The organism is Winogradskyella eximia (assembly GCF_003386165.1).
Classification (GTDB): Bacteria; Bacteroidota; Bacteroidia; order Flavobacteriales; family Flavobacteriaceae; genus Winogradskyella; species Winogradskyella eximia.
The window spans coordinates 346,193-362,244 of sequence record NZ_QRDV01000001.1 but is presented as its reverse complement, the minus strand read 5'-3'; the positions used below and the strand labels follow the sequence as shown (position 1 = coordinate 362,244).

The window sequence follows — 16,052 nt, the reverse complement described above, 5'->3', positions numbered from 1 at the left end:
TTAAACGACACCTTGAGCCAACATAGCATCTGCAACTTTTACAAAACCAGCAATATTTGCCCCTTGTACATAATCTACATAACCATCTTTGTCAGATCCATACTCAACACATGCTGCGTGAATATCATTCATAATTTGATTTAACTTCGCATCAACTTCTTCTCGTGTCCAATTATAACGCAATGAATTTTGACTCATCTCTAAACCAGATGTTGCAACTCCACCAGCATTAGATGCTTTTCCAGGTGCAAATAATATTTTTGCTTTCTGAAACTCATGGATTGCTTCTGGTGTTGATGGCATATTTGCTCCTTCACTTACACAGATACAACCATTACCTAATAATTTTTTAGCATCCGATTCATTTAATTCATTTTGTGTAGCACAAGGAAGTGCAATATCACACTTGACACTCCATGGAGTTTCACCTTCATAAAACGTACCTGATGAAAACTTATCTGCATATTCAGAAATTCGTCCTCTCTTCACATTTTTTAGCTCCATAATAAAAGCTAATTTTTCAGCATCAATACCGTCATTATCTAGTATGTAACCAGACGAATCAGACATTGTTAATACTTTACCACCTAATTCTATAGTTTTTTCAGCAGCATACTGTGCTACATTTCCTGAACCAGAAATCACCACATTTTTTCCTTTAAAACTATCATTTTTAGTTGCTAACATGTTTTTAGCAAAATACACATTACCATAACCTGTTGCTTCTGGTCTTATTAACGAACCACCAAAAGACATGCCTTTACCTGTTAATACTCCAGTAAACTCATTACGTAATCTTTTGTACTGACCAAATAAATAGCCCACTTCTCTTCCACCTACACCAATATCACCAGCAGGAACATCCGTGTTTGGTCCAATATGTCTAAAAAGTTCATTCATAAAGCTCTGACAAAAACGCATCACTTCATTATCTGATTTTCCTTTAGGATTAAAATCAGAACCTCCTTTACCTCCTCCCATCGGAAGCGTCGTTAAAGAATTTTTAAATACCTGCTCAAAACCTAAAAATTTTAAAATACTTAAGTTTACAGATGGATGGAAACGCAGCCCTCCTTTATAAGGTCCTATAGCAGAATTAAATTCAATTCTAAACCCTCTATTTACTTGGGTATTACCTTTGTCATCAATCCAAGGCACTCTAAATATTATCGTGCGTTCTGGCTCTACCATACGCTCTAACAACATTTTGTCTTTATACTTAACGTTGTTCTCAATAAATGGAATTACAGTTTCTGCTACCTCTTCAACGGCTTGCATAAACTCAGGCTCTTGTCCATTTCTTTCCTTTACTAGATTTAAAAAAGCATCTATTTTACCTTTCATAAATTTATTTTTTGTTTTGTTAAAATCTTTTTATATAAGTTTTTTTACACAAAAATCATTTTAATTTACTTTAATTTAGAAAATTATAATATATTGGATGTAAATATAAATTATCCACAAAAATAAGTGATTAATTTTTATTTTTTTCTTTTTTATTTTTCAAAATCAACATTAATCCTTTTCTTTAAAGAATAATAAAGTGTGCATTTTGTCTGTTTTATTTTGTAGTTCGTCGAGTTTTTATATATTTGCTCGGCAAGAGTCTCAATTTTAAAGTTACATGATACTAGATATAAAAAAACTAATCATTCCATTTGCACTACTTTTATCTGTGCAATTTAGCTATTCACAATTAGGCTTTTCTCACGAAGTAGGCATAATTGCTGGTCCTATAGCATATCAATCTGATTTTGGAGTTCGCTCTGATTTAGAAACCAATTCTGGAAATACAGGTATTGGTATCGGTCTTATACATTACATCAATTTTGCATATCGTGCAGACTGTAATTGTTATACTACAGATAAATACTTTAATGATCACTTCAAATTAAGAAGTGAAATTGCTTGGAATAAAACTAAGCTTCAACATTTTGGTGAGTGGGTAGAACCTGACAAAACATCTGAAAATGCGAACAGATTAAGAGGTCATACTGGTGAAGCTCAAAACTGGGATATTGGAATGCAATTAGAGTTTTTTCCTAGAAGTATCAGAGAATTTTCTGCAGGTGTTTATTCCTTTGCTCCATTTGCAAGTTTAGGCGCTCATTACGTTTCTTATAACCCAAGTGTTTATACTAATTATGTCAGTTCAGATTTTTCTAATATAAATAACATTGGTGATATTGAGGACCCTAGTAATTTTTACTCAGCATGGGAACCTGGATCAATAAGTGATGATAGTGGCTCAGCTTGGTCTGTAGTTGGAAGTATAGGTACAAGATACAAGTTAACGATTCTTTCAGATTTAATGATAGACCTAAGATGGCAATACTTTTTTAGTGATAAAACAGATGGTTTAGATCACCAACTTGCTTCAAATAAAGCAAATGATTGGATGGTATGGTTAAACTTTGGTTACATTTACTACTTAGATTAGACTTACAAACTATACAATACACAAAAAGACCAAATCTTACGATTTGGTCTTTTTGTGTATTTGAGAGAGATTAGTGCATTAGCCTATGGCTTGTTTTAAATCTGCAATTAAATCTGCTTCATCTTCAATCCCAACACTTAGTCTAATTAAGGAATCTACAACTCCAGTTTTTTCGCGTTCTTCTTTAGGAATACTTGCATGCGTCATACTTGCCGGATGACCAGCTAACGACTCTACACCTCCAAGAGATTCAGCAAGTGTGAAGATTTTTAAGTTTTCTACAATTCTAATTGACTCATCATAATTATTGCCTTTGGTTGTAAAAGATACAATACCACCAAAATCATTCATCTGGGATTTTGCAATAAGATGATTAGGATGATTTTTAAGTCCAGGCCAATACACATTTTCAATTTTAGAGTGACTTTCTAAATATAATGCAACTGCTTTTCCATTTTCACAATGTCGTTGCATACGTAAATGCAACGTTTTAATTCCCCTTAAAGCCAAAAATGCATCTTGAGGTCCACAAACAGCACCACTAGCATTTTGAATAAAATATAATCGATCTGCCAATTCTTTATCTTTAACAATTAAAGCTCCCATAACTAAATCACTATGACCACCAAGATATTTAGTTGCCGAATGCATTACAATATCTGCACCTAAATCTAAAGGTTGCTGTAAATACGGAGTTGCAAAAGTATTATCAACTGCAAGCCATACGTTATGCTTCTTTGCAATTTTTGCTGTTGCTACAATATCAATTATATTCATCATTGGGTTTGTTGGTGTTTCTACCCAAATTAGTTTTGTGTTTTTATTGACATAATCCTCTATACGTTCTGCATTTTCCATACCAATGAAATGGAACTTTATACCAAAATCCTCATATATTTTAGTAAATAATCGATACGTACCACCATATAAATCGTTTGTAGAAATCACCTCATCACCCGATTTCAATAACTTTAAAACTGCATCTATGGCTGCTAAACCAGAACCAAATGCTAATCCATAATTACCATTTTCAATACTTGCAAAAGCATTTTCTAAAGCATGACGTGTTGGATTTCCTGAGCGCGAATATTCATAGCCTTTATGACCACCAGGAGTAGATTGTGCAAAAGTGGAGGTTTGATAAATTGGTGGCATAACCGAGCCATAAGCAGCATCTGGTTTTTGACCTCCATGTATCGTTTTTGTATTGAATTTCATGATAAATAATTAAATGAATTATTGCATTGGAAACACAACAAATTTAATGGATAATTCGTTCTATTCAAATCAATATAATACCTTTATTGTCTGATAATTTAACCTCAACTATTTTGAAACGAATAATCTCTTTTTTCGCCTTTTTAATTGTATTAGCTTCTTGCAATTCGGAATTCAAACCTGCAATATTCGAAACTGTTGATGTTGATGTTGCTTATGAAGCTCAAATTTCAGCAACTTACAGTAAAGCTAAAGGAACTAGCACGCTTAGTAAAACTATTAATTCAAATGTTGAAAATACAATTATTGAAGCATTAAGCTCAGCTGAAAACACTAATGAATTAAAAGACGTTTTAAAAGCTTTTAATACAGAATACCTTAACTTCAAAAATGAATTCTCAGAGGAATCAGAACCAGTATGGGAACTTCAAATTGAAACAGAATTAACGTATCAATCTGAAGAGGTTATTACCATTGCCATTAGTACTTATGAATTTAAAGGTGGAGCACATGGCAGTGACCAAATACAATTTCTAAATTTAGATGCCAAAACGGGTAAGGTTTTAAATCAAGACGCAATTATTAAAGACATAGAAAGTTTTAAAACTCTGGCAGAAAACCATTTTATAAAATCACTAGAAACCAAAGAGGATAACTTAAAAATAGAAGATTTCTTTTTTGGAGAACCTTTTCATTTACCTGAAAACATAGGGTTTAGCGAAGATGGTTTGGTATTACTTTACAATGTTTATGAGGTTGCTTCTTACGACCAAGGCTACACAGAATTTGTAATTCCATTTTCAGAATGTGAGTCTTACCTCAAAGTTCATTAATTCTTTGTGCTTCTTGTTAATCGTTTTATAAACGGCTCAACGGTTAAACCTTGACCAACTATAGAGACAACAACTACAACATAAGTAATTACTAAAAATAATTCCCTGTGCATATCTTTAGTAAGACTTAAAGCTAATGCAATTGAAATTCCTCCTCGCAATCCTCCCCAAGTCATAATTAAGTTTGTTTTAGGCACAAAATCTAAACGTTTTGAAAAGAATTTAATAGGTAGCCACAACGACATATAACGACACAGTAATATAATAGGAATTGCCAATAAACCTGCATAAATAAATTTACCCTCTAAGGTTAAAATTAGCATTTCCATACCTATCATTACAAACAAAATAGTGTTTAATAAAACATCTATAAGTTCCCAAAACTTATCTACATAAAGCTCTGTAGTTTCAGACATTGCAGAATTTCTTACGGTATCATTCCCAACGATTAGTCCAGCTGTTACCATAGCCAATGGCGCAGATAAATGAAATTTATGTGCCAACATAGTACCACCCATTACCGTTGCAAGCGTTAGAATAACTTCGATTTCGTAATTGTCAATAGATCTCATTAAACGGTAAGTTACCCAACCCAGAAAAAGACCTAATATAATTCCACCAATAACTTCTTGACCAAATAAAGTTGCAATATCAGTAAACTCAATAGCTGCATCTGGTTTAGCAGCAATTGCAAAAATGGTTAAGAACACTACAACTCCTACTCCATCATTAAATAATGATTCTCCTACAATTTTAGTTTCTAACTTTTTTGGTGCACCTGCCTTTTTTAAAATACCCAACACTGCAATTGGATCTGTAGGTGAAATTAAAGCACCAAATAATAAGCAATAGATAAAATCTACATCTAAGCCCATTAATTTTAACACGTAAAACATGGCAATACCAACTAAAAATGTAGACACCAAAACACCCAAGGTAGCAAAAGCTAAAATAGGTCCTCGTTGCACTTTAAGCTGATTAAAATTGGTATGTAGAGCACCTGCAAAAAGCAGAAAACTTAGCATAATATCAAGCAGAACCGTTTCAAAATCTATCATTGCTATAAATTCTCGTTCTTGTATCAATAGCGTATCATCAAATTGCGCAATTCCAACCAAAACTACAGTAAATACGATAGTAATGACCATTAATCCGATGGTAATTGGCAGTTTTAAGAACTTCACATTTATATAACCAAATAGTGCAGATAGCACAACTAAAATGGTTGCAATTGAGTAATAATCCATAGAATGATATTTTTCTTAAAAGTAATTAAATTTCCCTTTAAATACGGTTACTTTGCATTGAACTCATACAAACTTTTTCATTGAAGCTAAATTCCTAAAGTTTGTATAAGTTAGATTTCAAAATTATATAGAATTCTGATATGAACAAAATATACTACTTAAGCAATTGTAATACTTGCACTCGAATTATTAATGAACTGAATTTACCTAAAGGATTTCAACTTCAAGATATAAAAACAGAACCTATTACTAAGTCTCAAATTGAAGAGATGAGAGCACTTACAGATAGCTACGAAAATTTATTCAGCAAAAGAGCAAGGCTATATAAAAAATTAGGTTTAAAGGATAAAGCACTATCTGAAGAAGACTATAAAAACTACATTTTAGAACACTATACCTTTTTAAAACGCCCTGTAGTTTTATTTAACAATCAGATTTTTATAGGCAACTCTAAAAAAACGGTTGAGGCTGCAAAACTTGCAATACATGAATAGCAGAGGTTTTGCGATTTTTGCGCTCTTTATGGTTCAGCTTTTGTATGGACTCAATTATACCATTGCCAAAACAGTGATGAATGAAAATTTCATTAAACCATTTGGGTTTGTATTACTGAGAGTTATTGGTGCAACGATATTATTCTGGATTCTAAGTCTATTTGTACCAAAAGAGAAAATAGAAAGAAAGGACTACCTAAAACTCATGGTTGCTTCGCTCTTTGGCGTGGTAATTAATATGTTATTCTTTTTTAAAGGATTAGAATATACATCTCCGATACATGCGTCTTCTATTATGACGATTATACCTATTATAATCCTTGTATTATCTGCCTATATTTTAAAAGAAAAAGTTACAAAATTAAAAATAATAGGAGTCATTTTAGGTTTAGCAGGTGCTCTGGTGTTAACGCTTTATGGTAAATCTTCAAGAGTTGGTGACAATATCCCCTTAGGCAATTTACTTGTTTTTCTAAATGCAGTATCCTATAGTATTTACATTATTTTAATTAAAAAATTAACCGCTAAATATCATCCTTTTACATTTATAAAATGGTTGTTTTTATTTGGATTAATAATCCTTACACCATTTGGATATAGCGAATTACAAGAGGTTCAATGGCATACTTTTACTCCATATACTACTTTTTCTGTACTATTTGTTGTTATTGGAGCTACGTTTGGTACTTATTTATTAAACCCTTTAGCACTTAATAAACTTAAAGCATCTACCGTCGGCATTTTTATTTATCTTCAACCAGCTATTGCCGCTCTTTTTGCCTTAGCCATGGGAGCCGATTTTATAGATACTATTAAAATCACAGCTATGATAATCATATTTCTAGGTGTTTACCTAGTGATTAAAAAGCCTAAAAAAGTTACTTAATTTGTCATTAAAATCTGAAATATTTAAAAGCGTCGATAGTATTCCAATAGCCTATTGGAATAACCTAAACTGTTGCACAAATATTTATTATTCTCCAGAATTTTTAAAAGCGTTTGAAATCGCAAATACAGATATTGAATTTAATTATATTTTTATTTTAAAAGATGAACAAGCCGTTGCGTTTGCCAATACACAAATTGTAACTATTGGTATTGAAACCATTACCAAAAACATCACCATGTCTAATAAAGTTAGACGTGTAGTAAATAATATGTTTTGCAATAACCATATTAGAGTACTTTTTTGTGGTAATGTCTTTTTGAGTGGAGAATATGGGACGTTCTTAAAAGATAATGAAGATAAAGTTGAAACGTTTAAGGCCATTGCTGAAGGCGTAAAACAACTCTCAAAATCAGTTAAAAAAATCAAAGCTATTTTTATTAAAGATTTTGAAAACACATCACTTTCTATCACCAATCATTTAGAAGCTTACGATTATGCAGCAATGCAAGTAGAGCCTAACATGATTATTACGTTAAAACCCGAATGGCATTCTTTCGACGATTACAAAAACGCTCTAAAATCTAAATACAGAGTAAAAGCGAATCGAGCTGATGCTAAAAGTGAAATCTTAAAAGCTCAATTTTTTTCTGAAGAAGACATACAAAAACACAAAAATCAGCTTCAAGAATTATATCATAACACCATTGATAATGCTGACTTTAATGCACAAATTTTAAATCTAGATACCTATGTGCATCTCAAAAAAGCATTTAAAGAAAAGTTTATTGTAAAAGGCTATTTTTTAGAAGACCAATTAGTTGGCTTTTTGTCGGCGATGCAAAATAGAACGCATCTCGATGCGCACTTTATTGGCATTGACTATTCTAACAACAAAGAATTTGCAATTTACCCAAAAATTTTAAACGATTATGTAAGACTTGGCATTGAAACAAAGTCTGATCAGATAAACTTAGGCAGAACTGCTTCTGAAATAAAAAGCACTCTTGGAGCCGAGCCAATGGTATTAACTTGCTATGGCAGACATAAACAGTCCTTACCTAATCAGGTATTAAAACAGTTTATAAAGAATGTGCACATAAAATCTTTTAAACAGCATAAGCCGTTTAAATAACATTCTACATAGCCATTGGTTTAGGTCTTACTCCATGCTTACGTGTATCTTCCTTGGTCAATACTTTAAAGCTATCTGATTTTGGGAATTTATGAGCCAATTCTAATAAAGGAGCAGGCAACGCTGTTAATTTTCTTGTTTTTAAATCAATCCAAGCTCCTTGCATTTCACAATAGGCTAAATTTTCACCTTTATGATTGTAAAAATTATGCTCAAACATAAACAACATACCATCTTCACTTAAACCAGACACTTCTATGGTTACTGTAATTGGCGTTCCAATAAATGATTCTTTAAAATAGTACATATGCTCATAAAACACCACAGGACCAACATTATATTTCATAATTTCTGCCATAGAAAATCCTTGCTCAGAAAAGAAAGACATCCTAGCATGACTCATAAAATTAGTATAAGCAGAATTAGCTAAATGACCATTAGCATCTACATCACTCCAACGAATTTCGAACTGTTTTTTGTACATATTTTTTTATTTCTAATAAGAATTGCAAAGTTATAAAACTACACTAGGACACGTCAATCCTTTCTAAACTTTTTAATCAAAAAATTAAACCATTCAATTTTGTACCTTTGCGCAACTTTAATCGCAACGTTTTAATGATACAATCCATGACAGGTTATGGGAAATCTGTTCTTCAGCTCCCAACAAAAAAAATCTCTATAGAATTAAAATCTCTAAATAGTAAAAGTTTAGACCTCAACGCTCGTATGCCTTCCATGTATAGAGCAAAAGAATTAGACATTAGAAAACTAATTGCAAAACACTTAGTAAGAGGCAAGGTAGATTTTTCTCTTTTTGTTGAAATTACGGGTGAAGATACCAGTTCTAAAATTAACAAAACAGTTGTTAAAGAATACATTAAACAACTTAAAGAAGTGGTAGATGGAGACGCTACCGAACTCTTAAAAATGGCAATTCGTTTGCCAGATGCTGTAACTACAGAGCGTGATGACATTGATGAAGATGAATGGATGCTTATCAGTAAAGAAATTAACGAAGCTATATCTAAAATTGTCGAATATCGTGAAGATGAAGGAGCAACTTTAAAGCAAGACTTTTTAGGTAGAATCACTACATTAAGAAGGTTATTACAAGAAGTAATTACAATGGATCCTGATCGTATTGATGGTGTGAGAGCTCGTTTAGAAAAAGGTATTTCAGATATTAAAGAAAAAGTAGATGAAAACCGTTTTGAACAAGAACTGGTGTATTACATCGAAAAATTTGATATCACTGAAGAAAAAGTGAGATTAGAAAATCACTTAGATTATTTCACAAAGTCACTGAATTCTGAAGATTCTAACGGAAAAAAACTCGGATTTATTTCTCAAGAAATCGGAAGAGAAATCAATACTATTGGTTCAAAATCTAACTATGCACCAATGCAAAAATTAGTCGTTCAGATGAAAGATGAACTCGAAAAAATTAAAGAACAATTATTGAATGTACTTTAATTAGTACCTAGTAAAATCACACATTTTGTCAGAAACTAAAAACAAAAAACAAGGCAAACTTATTGTCTTTTCAGCACCTTCTGGTTCTGGAAAAACAACTATTGTTCGTCATTTATTAAAACAGCCAGAACTCAATCTAGAATTTTCTATTTCAGCAACATCGCGAGAAGCTAGAGGAAACGAAACTCACGGAAAAGATTACTACTACTTATCACTTCAAGAATTTAAAAACAAAATTAAAGCTGATGAGTTTTTAGAGTGGGAAGAAGTCTATAGAGATAATTTCTATGGTACTTTAAAATCTGAAATTGAACGTATTTGGGCAAAAGGAAAGCATGTTATTTTTGATATAGACGTATCTGGAGGCCTACGTATTAAACGAAAATTCCCTGAGCAAACTATTGCTATTTTTGTTAAACCACCTGATTTAAATGAATTAGTAAGGAGACTAAAAGATCGTGGAGAAGAAAGCCCAGAAAAAATAAGTATGCGTGTCGCTAAAGCACCAGCAGAATTGGCTACAGCACCTCTATTTGATGAAATTGTAGTAAACTCTAATTTAGACGAAGCTTTAGAAAATGCATATAAATTGGTTTCAGACTTTATAGCGAAGTAAGATGAAAATAGGTTTATATTTTGGTACGTTTAACCCAATTCATATTGGTCATTTAACTATTGCTAATCACTTGGCCGAGCATAGTGATTTAGACCAGATTTGGTTTGTAGTAACGCCTTTAAGTCCCTTTAAAAAGAAAAGTAGTTTACTAGATAATTACCAACGTTTAGAGATGGTTCATTTGGCAACTAAAGACTATGACAAATTAAGACCTAGCGATATAGAATTTGGATTAAAACAGCCAAATTATACCATTGACACTCTTACTTATCTTTTTGAAAAATTTCCTAATTATGAATTTGCCTTAATTATGGGCGAAGACAACCTAAAGAGCCTTCATAAGTGGAAAAACTATGAATTGATTCTTGAAAATCATGATATTTATGTCTATCCTAGACTTTCTGAAGGTAAAGTTGAAACAGAATTCAGTGACCATCCTAGAATTCATCATGTTAACGCACCTATTATGGAATTGTCCTCTACCTTTATAAGAAACGCTATTAAAGAAGGTAAAAATGTAAGACCAATGCTACCTGAACATGTTTGGAAATATTTAGATGAAATGAATTTTTATAGATAAGATTAAAAATGATAAAAAGCATTTTCTAAATGCTCTATTTCAAACCCTTTTTTGTTTTTAACAATAGCTATAATATCGAATCTGACTTCAATATCTAAGTTATTTTCATTGACGTATTCGTCAACAGCCTTCACTAAATTTTTAATTTGTTTAGGTTTTACAAAATCTTGAGGATTTCCAAAATCAATAGACGATCGCGTTTTCACTTCTACAATTGCTAAAACATCACCTTTTTGAGCGATAATATCTACCTCAGCCTTTTGAAAACGGTAATTACGCTCAATAATATCATAGCTGTTTTTTAGCAGAAAATCTACAGCTATCTGTTCACCTTTTTTACCAAGTTCGTTATGTTGCGCCATTGTTTAGTATTCAGTTGGCATTGTGCATTATGCCTTCGCTTATCTAAATAGAACTACTATTTGTAAGATAATTTACTTTCACTTTTTTCAACCTTCAAATCAATAGTTCTACCCAAAACCAAAGCTCTATTATCTTTCTCATGTCCTGCAGGTACATTAAAAGCAATTGGAAAATCATATTCGGCTAAAGCATCTAAAATTAATTGCTCTACCGAAGTTCCCCAAAGCGTTGTATTTTTTCGCATTTTAGACATATCTCCAACGACAAGTCCATTTAGATTATCAAAATAACCTGCACGCTTCATACTTTGTAGCATACGATCTATATGGTATTTATATTCCCCTATTTCTTCAATAAAAAGAATTTTTCCAGACGTATCAATACTTTCTTTAGAGCCTAACATGGTATGTAACATCGTTAAATTGCCACCAACTAACTCACCAGAAGTTTCACCGGTTCTATTATAACTAGATCCTTTTAATGTATAATTCTCAGGATGTCCAAAAATTGCAGATTTAAACGTAGAAATGGACTCTTTAATATCATCTAAATTCTTGGTTAAACTTACACACATTAAAGCATGCAACGATTGAAATCCTTCATTATGCACTTGGTTGTGTAAAGCTGTGATATCAGAGTAACCGATAACCCATTTGGGATTTTTTTTGAATTCAGTATAATTTAATTTATCTAAAACTCTAACCGTTCCATAACCACCTCTCGCACACCAAATGGCACTAATTTTAGGATCGTCCATTGCGCTTTGTAAATCAGAACAACGCTCTTCATCTGTACCTGCAAAATGATTTGCTTTACTAAATACATGTTTACCAACAATAGCATGTAAACCCCAACTTTCAAGAAGTTTAACAGCTTGCTGTACTTCACCTTCTCTACTTTTTAAAATTCCAGAAGGTGCTACTATAGCAACCGTATCACCTGCTTTTAAATATGGTGGTTGAATAAATTTAGGAGTCATTTCTGTAAAATTATCGGATTTATTTTGAGCAATAGTATTACTAATTGCTATTAAATTAATAACAAAAAATAGGAATAAAAAATGAGGTCTTAAAATCATAAAAACTGCTTTTTGTAAAAGTACATTTTTTTTCACTTGTTTAAATTTTATCATTCTTATTATAATGAGTCAACGATAAAACATAGACCGATGTAACAGCTTCGCTTTTGCATTACAAATATCAAACAAAGCCATAAGAGAATTATTGTTGAAATTTGCAAATACGCGTTTCTAAATCCCTTATATATTGCGTACTTTTGTAGCTTGAAAAAACACGAAAACATGTCTAAGAGATATACCATAACAGCAGCATTACCATATACTAACGGACCAATTCATATTGGCCATTTAGCAGGAGTTTATGTGCCAGCAGATATTTATGCACGTTACTTAAGATTAACAGGAAATGATGTTGCTTTTATTTGTGGTAGCGACGAACATGGTGTACCAATTACCATCAAAGCAAAAAAAGAAGGTGTAACTCCACAAGATATCGTTGATAAATACCATGCGATTATCAAACAGTCTTTTGTAGATTTCGGAATCACTTTCGATAACTACTCACGTACCACAGCTAAAATTCATCATGATACGGCTCAAGATTTTTTTAAAACCCTTTACGACAATAATGAATTTGTTGAAGAAGTGACTGAACAATTATACGATGCTGAAGCGAATCAGTTTTTAGCAGATCGTTTTGTTACAGGAACCTGTCCTAAATGCGGCAATGAAGAAGCTTATGGTGATCAGTGTGAAAGCTGTGGATCCAGCTTAAATGCTACTGATTTAATAAACCCAAAATCAGCAATCACAGGTAATGTACCAACATTAAAAGAAACAAAACACTGGTTTTTACCTTTAAATAAACACGAAGATTTTCTACGTGAATGGATTTTAAAAGGTCATAAAAAAGATTGGAAACCTAATGTTTATGGTCAAGTAAAATCTTGGATTGACGATGGCTTACGTCCACGTGCCGTAACCAGAGATTTAGATTGGGGAATTCCGGTACCTGTTGAAGGTGGAGAAGGCAAAGTACTTTACGTTTGGTTTGATGCTCCTATTGGTTACATTTCTGCAACCAAAGAATGGGCAGCACGCGAAGGTAAAAACTGGGAAGATTATTGGAAAAACGAAGACACCAAGTTGGTACACTTTATAGGAAAAGATAATATTGTTTTTCACTGTATTATTTTCCCATCCATGTTAAAAGCTGAAGGCTCGTATATTTTACCAGACAACGTACCAGCTAACGAATTTTTAAACTTAGAAGGTCAGAAATTATCAACCTCTAAAAACTGGGCCGTTTGGTTACCAGATTATTTAATCGATTTCCCTAATCAACAAGATGTGTTGCGTTACGCTTTAACGGCAAACGCACCAGAATCTAAGGATAACGATTTTACGTGGAAAGATTTTCAAGCCAGAAACAATAATGAATTGGTGGCTATCTTCGGAAACTTTATCAATCGCGTCGTGGTTTTAACTAACAAATATTACGGCGGCATTATTCCAACACCATCGGAATATTCTACTATTGACGAAGAAACATTAGCAGCTGTAAAAGCGTATCCTGCTGTGATTTCGAGTTCTATTGAACGTTACCGTTTTAGAGAAGCAAGTCAAGAGTTGATGAACTTAGCACGATTAGGAAATAAGTATTTAGCAGACGAAGAACCATGGAAAACGTTTAAAACAGATGAAGCACGTACTAAAACTGTAATGTTTGTGGCTTTACAAATTGCTTCTGCATTAGCCGTTTTATCAGAACCGTTCTTACCATTTACCTCAACCAAGTTAAAAGGTATTTTAAATTCGAATGATAACGGATGGGAAGACGTCTCAACTAAAGACATTTTAATTCAGGCATCGCATCAAATTGGAAAAGGAGAATTATTATTCTCTAAAATTGAAGATTCTGAAATTCAAATACAACTCGATAAATTAGAAGCAAGCAAAAAAGCTAATGAAGCTGAAAAGAAGGTAACAGAACCTCAAAAAGATGAAATTACGTTTGATGATTTTACCAAACTAGACTTACGTGTCGGTACAATCTTAGAGGCTGAAAAAATGCCGAAAACGAAAAAGCTTTTAGTCTTAAAAGTAGATACTGGTATTGATACAAGAACCATTGTTTCTGGTATTGCCGAAAGCTTTTCTCCAGAAGACGTTATAGGTAAACGTGTTACTGTTTTAGTGAATTTAGCTCCAAGAGCTTTACGAGGTGTTGAAAGTCAAGGGATGATTTTAATGACGGAAGATGAAGGTGGTAATTTGGTGTTTGTAAATCCGGATATTGACGGAGTTAAAAATGGCTTACAAATTAGTTAAGTCCACCTATCTCTTAATTTTACATTATATAAAATGGAGCCTCAGGTAGGCTCCATTTTTTTTGCTAATGCATCAATAATTTTTTCTTTACAAGTAAGCTATGCCTTACCCTTTAAGTAATTTTGAATTCAAACATTACTTAAAGACAATGAAAAAAATAGCAATATTATGTTTAACCCTTTGCTTTTTAGCATGTGGAACGTCAAAGACCGTTCGTCAATCTAAAAAAACGATTAAAGGGGATTGGACATTAACGTCTATAAAATCTTCAGCCATAGGAGATTTAAAAATCACACTTCTTAATGATGCAGAAAAAGCCTGTTTTAAGAATAGTACATGGCAATTTATACCCAATAACAATTCAGGAACTTATACCCTATCTGGAATGAATTGCACTTCCGATAAACGATTTTTCGTATTCACCATAGATGAAGTTAATGAAGACACGGGATTATATAATTTCCTATTAAAACCGACCAATGAAAAGGGTAAATCGGAAACTAATGCAGGATTCAGACTCGAACTCACGTCTTTATCTGAAACCGCTATGCAGTGGCAACAAATGGTGACCTTAGATGGAAAGCCCATCACCATTACAATGAACTTTATTAAACTATAAATATTATGAAACTATTAAATTATAAATCGAATTTAGCCATAACCTTATCATTACTTTTAGTACTAATGACCAGCTGTAGGGCTGTAGATAATGCAAACAACAAACAAAAAGGAGCAGCCATTGGAGCTGCAGGTGGAGCCATCCTTGGTGCTATCATTGGGAACAACGTTGGTAAAGGTGGCAAAGGAGAATTAGGCGCTGTTATCGGAGGAGTTGTTGGTGGTGGAGCTGGCGTGCTTATTGGAAACAAAATGGACAAACAAGCCCAAGACATTGAAACTGAAATTCCTGGCGCAACCGTAGAACGTGTAGATGATGGTATTGTACTCACTTTTGATGAACAAAGTGGTGTTTATTTTGATACTGAAAAGTATAATATCAATGCTAAATCGCAAGAAACACTTAACAAATTAGCAGGTGTATTTGCAGAATACCCAGACACAAACATTTTAGTCGTTGGCCATACAGATAGTTCTGGTAATGATGCTTACAACATGACCTTGTCTAAAAATAGAGCTGAAGCTGTAACCAATTACCTAACCAGAAAAGGTTTAAGTAGCGGACGATTTACAACCCATTGGTTTGGTGAAGAACAACCGATGTACGATAATACAACAGCAGAAGGCCGTTCTAAAAACAGACGTGTCAATATTGCTGTCGTTCCTAACGAAACGATGGTTAATGAAGCGAAAAAAGAAGCCGGATCTAATGAATAACTTTTGCTAAAACTATTCGGCAATTACAGCAGAGTTAAATATATTACAGACCTTATAATTTTAAATGTATAAGGTCTTTT

At 32.8% G+C, this 16,052-nt stretch carries 17 protein-coding genes; 11 read left to right on the top strand and 6 right to left on the bottom strand.

All coding sequences use genetic code 11. The features are described 5' to 3' along the window. Entirely contained in the window at positions 1 to 1,344 is a 1,344-nt protein-coding gene (gdhA, locus tag DFQ10_RS01585; protein WP_115815677.1) for an NADP-specific glutamate dehydrogenase, read from the bottom strand. Between the two features lie 280 nt (positions 1,345 to 1,624). Here gdhA and DFQ10_RS01580 point away from each other — a divergent pair, with 280 nt between their 5' ends. After that, the gene (locus DFQ10_RS01580) at positions 1,625 to 2,440 is read left to right on the top strand and encodes a THC0290_0291 family protein (protein ID WP_115815676.1); all 816 of its coding nucleotides are present in this window, start codon (positions 1,625 to 1,627) and stop codon (positions 2,438 to 2,440) included. A 78-nt stretch (positions 2,441 to 2,518) separates the two neighbouring features. Here the strand turns inward: DFQ10_RS01580 and DFQ10_RS01575 are convergent, their stop codons facing one another. Further along, positions 2,519 to 3,658, bottom strand: coding sequence for a cystathionine gamma-synthase (locus DFQ10_RS01575; protein ID WP_115815675.1), 1,140 nt, complete (start codon positions 3,656 to 3,658; stop codon positions 2,519 to 2,521). Positions 3,659 to 3,771: 113 nt separating this feature from the next. On the opposite strand from DFQ10_RS01575, the gene DFQ10_RS01570 reads away from it, so the two are divergent. Next, positions 3,772 to 4,491, top strand: a complete 720-nt coding sequence (locus tag DFQ10_RS01570; protein ID WP_147299161.1) for a DUF3298 and DUF4163 domain-containing protein — start codon at positions 3,772 to 3,774, stop codon at positions 4,489 to 4,491. On the opposite strand, the gene DFQ10_RS01565 is transcribed toward DFQ10_RS01570, so the two are convergent. Next, complete coding sequence (locus DFQ10_RS01565) at positions 4,488 to 5,738, bottom strand: cation:proton antiporter (RefSeq protein ID WP_115815673.1); 1,251 nt, start codon at positions 5,736 to 5,738, stop codon at positions 4,488 to 4,490. The two genes, DFQ10_RS01570 and DFQ10_RS01565, sit on opposite strands and share 4 nt — an antisense overlap. A 140-nt stretch (positions 5,739 to 5,878) precedes the next feature. On the opposite strand from DFQ10_RS01565, the gene DFQ10_RS01560 reads away from it, so the two are divergent. From DFQ10_RS01560 to DFQ10_RS01550, 3 genes are read left to right on the top strand one after another with little or no spacing between them, the layout of a single operon-like run. Beyond that, a complete protein-coding gene (locus DFQ10_RS01560; RefSeq protein WP_115815672.1) occupies positions 5,879 to 6,232 on the top strand; it encodes an arsenate reductase family protein in 354 nt (117 codons plus the stop codon). Then, positions 6,225 to 7,118 (top strand): DMT family transporter, encoded by an 894-nt coding sequence (locus tag DFQ10_RS01555; RefSeq protein ID WP_115815671.1) that lies wholly within the window; start codon positions 6,225 to 6,227, stop codon positions 7,116 to 7,118. Before DFQ10_RS01560 ends, DFQ10_RS01555 begins: the two co-directional genes overlap by 8 nt. A 1-nt stretch (position 7,119) precedes the next feature. After that, on the top strand, positions 7,120 to 8,253 hold the full coding sequence (locus tag DFQ10_RS01550; protein WP_115815670.1) for a peptidogalycan biosysnthesis protein: 1,134 nt from the start codon (positions 7,120 to 7,122) through the stop codon (positions 8,251 to 8,253). Between the two features lie 4 nt (positions 8,254 to 8,257). Here DFQ10_RS01550 and DFQ10_RS01545 read toward each other — a convergent pair whose 3' ends face one another. Continuing rightward, positions 8,258 to 8,737, bottom strand: a complete 480-nt coding sequence (locus tag DFQ10_RS01545) for an acyl-CoA thioesterase (protein WP_115815669.1) — start codon at positions 8,735 to 8,737, stop codon at positions 8,258 to 8,260. 134 nt (positions 8,738 to 8,871) lie between these two features. On the opposite strand from DFQ10_RS01545, the gene DFQ10_RS01540 reads away from it, so the two are divergent. The 3 genes from DFQ10_RS01540 to nadD are packed head-to-tail and all read left to right on the top strand — an operon-like array spanning position 8,872 to position 10,925. Next, positions 8,872 to 9,729 carry a YicC/YloC family endoribonuclease gene (locus DFQ10_RS01540; protein WP_181897553.1) on the top strand — a complete coding sequence of 286 codons (858 nt, stop codon included), beginning with the start codon at positions 8,872 to 8,874 and terminating at the stop codon, positions 9,727 to 9,729. A gap of 25 nt (positions 9,730 to 9,754) precedes the next feature. Then, a complete protein-coding gene (gene gmk / locus DFQ10_RS01535; RefSeq protein ID WP_115815668.1) occupies positions 9,755 to 10,345 on the top strand; it encodes a guanylate kinase in 591 nt (196 codons plus the stop codon). A 1-nt stretch (position 10,346) separates the two neighbouring features. Next, on the top strand, positions 10,347 to 10,925 hold the full coding sequence (gene nadD, locus DFQ10_RS01530; protein ID WP_115815667.1) for a nicotinate (nicotinamide) nucleotide adenylyltransferase: 579 nt from the start codon (positions 10,347 to 10,349) through the stop codon (positions 10,923 to 10,925). Between the two features lie 2 nt (positions 10,926 to 10,927). Here nadD and DFQ10_RS01525 read toward each other — a convergent pair whose 3' ends face one another. Together DFQ10_RS01525 and DFQ10_RS01520 are read right to left on the bottom strand one after the other, a co-directional pair. Continuing rightward, entirely contained in the window at positions 10,928 to 11,287 is a 360-nt protein-coding gene (locus DFQ10_RS01525) for a YraN family protein (RefSeq protein WP_115815666.1), read from the bottom strand. A gap of 56 nt (positions 11,288 to 11,343) precedes the next feature. Further along, positions 11,344 to 12,366 carry a S66 peptidase family protein gene (locus DFQ10_RS01520; RefSeq protein WP_115816410.1) on the bottom strand — a complete coding sequence of 341 codons (1,023 nt, stop codon included), beginning with the start codon at positions 12,364 to 12,366 and terminating at the stop codon, positions 11,344 to 11,346. A 153-nt stretch (positions 12,367 to 12,519) separates the two neighbouring features. Between DFQ10_RS01520 and metG the strand changes: the two genes are divergently transcribed. From metG to DFQ10_RS01505, 3 genes are all read left to right on the top strand, one after another. Further along, positions 12,520 to 14,637, top strand: coding sequence for a methionine--tRNA ligase (gene metG, locus DFQ10_RS01515; protein ID WP_394347239.1), 2,118 nt, complete (start codon positions 12,520 to 12,522; stop codon positions 14,635 to 14,637). Positions 14,638 to 14,785: 148 nt separating this feature from the next. Beyond that, positions 14,786 to 15,256, top strand: coding sequence for a lipocalin family protein (locus DFQ10_RS01510; RefSeq protein ID WP_115815664.1), 471 nt, complete (start codon positions 14,786 to 14,788; stop codon positions 15,254 to 15,256). Between the two features lie 5 nt (positions 15,257 to 15,261). Next, the gene (locus tag DFQ10_RS01505) at positions 15,262 to 15,972 is read left to right on the top strand and encodes an OmpA family protein (RefSeq protein ID WP_115815663.1); all 711 of its coding nucleotides are present in this window, start codon (positions 15,262 to 15,264) and stop codon (positions 15,970 to 15,972) included. Positions 15,973 to 16,052 lie beyond the last annotated feature (80 nt).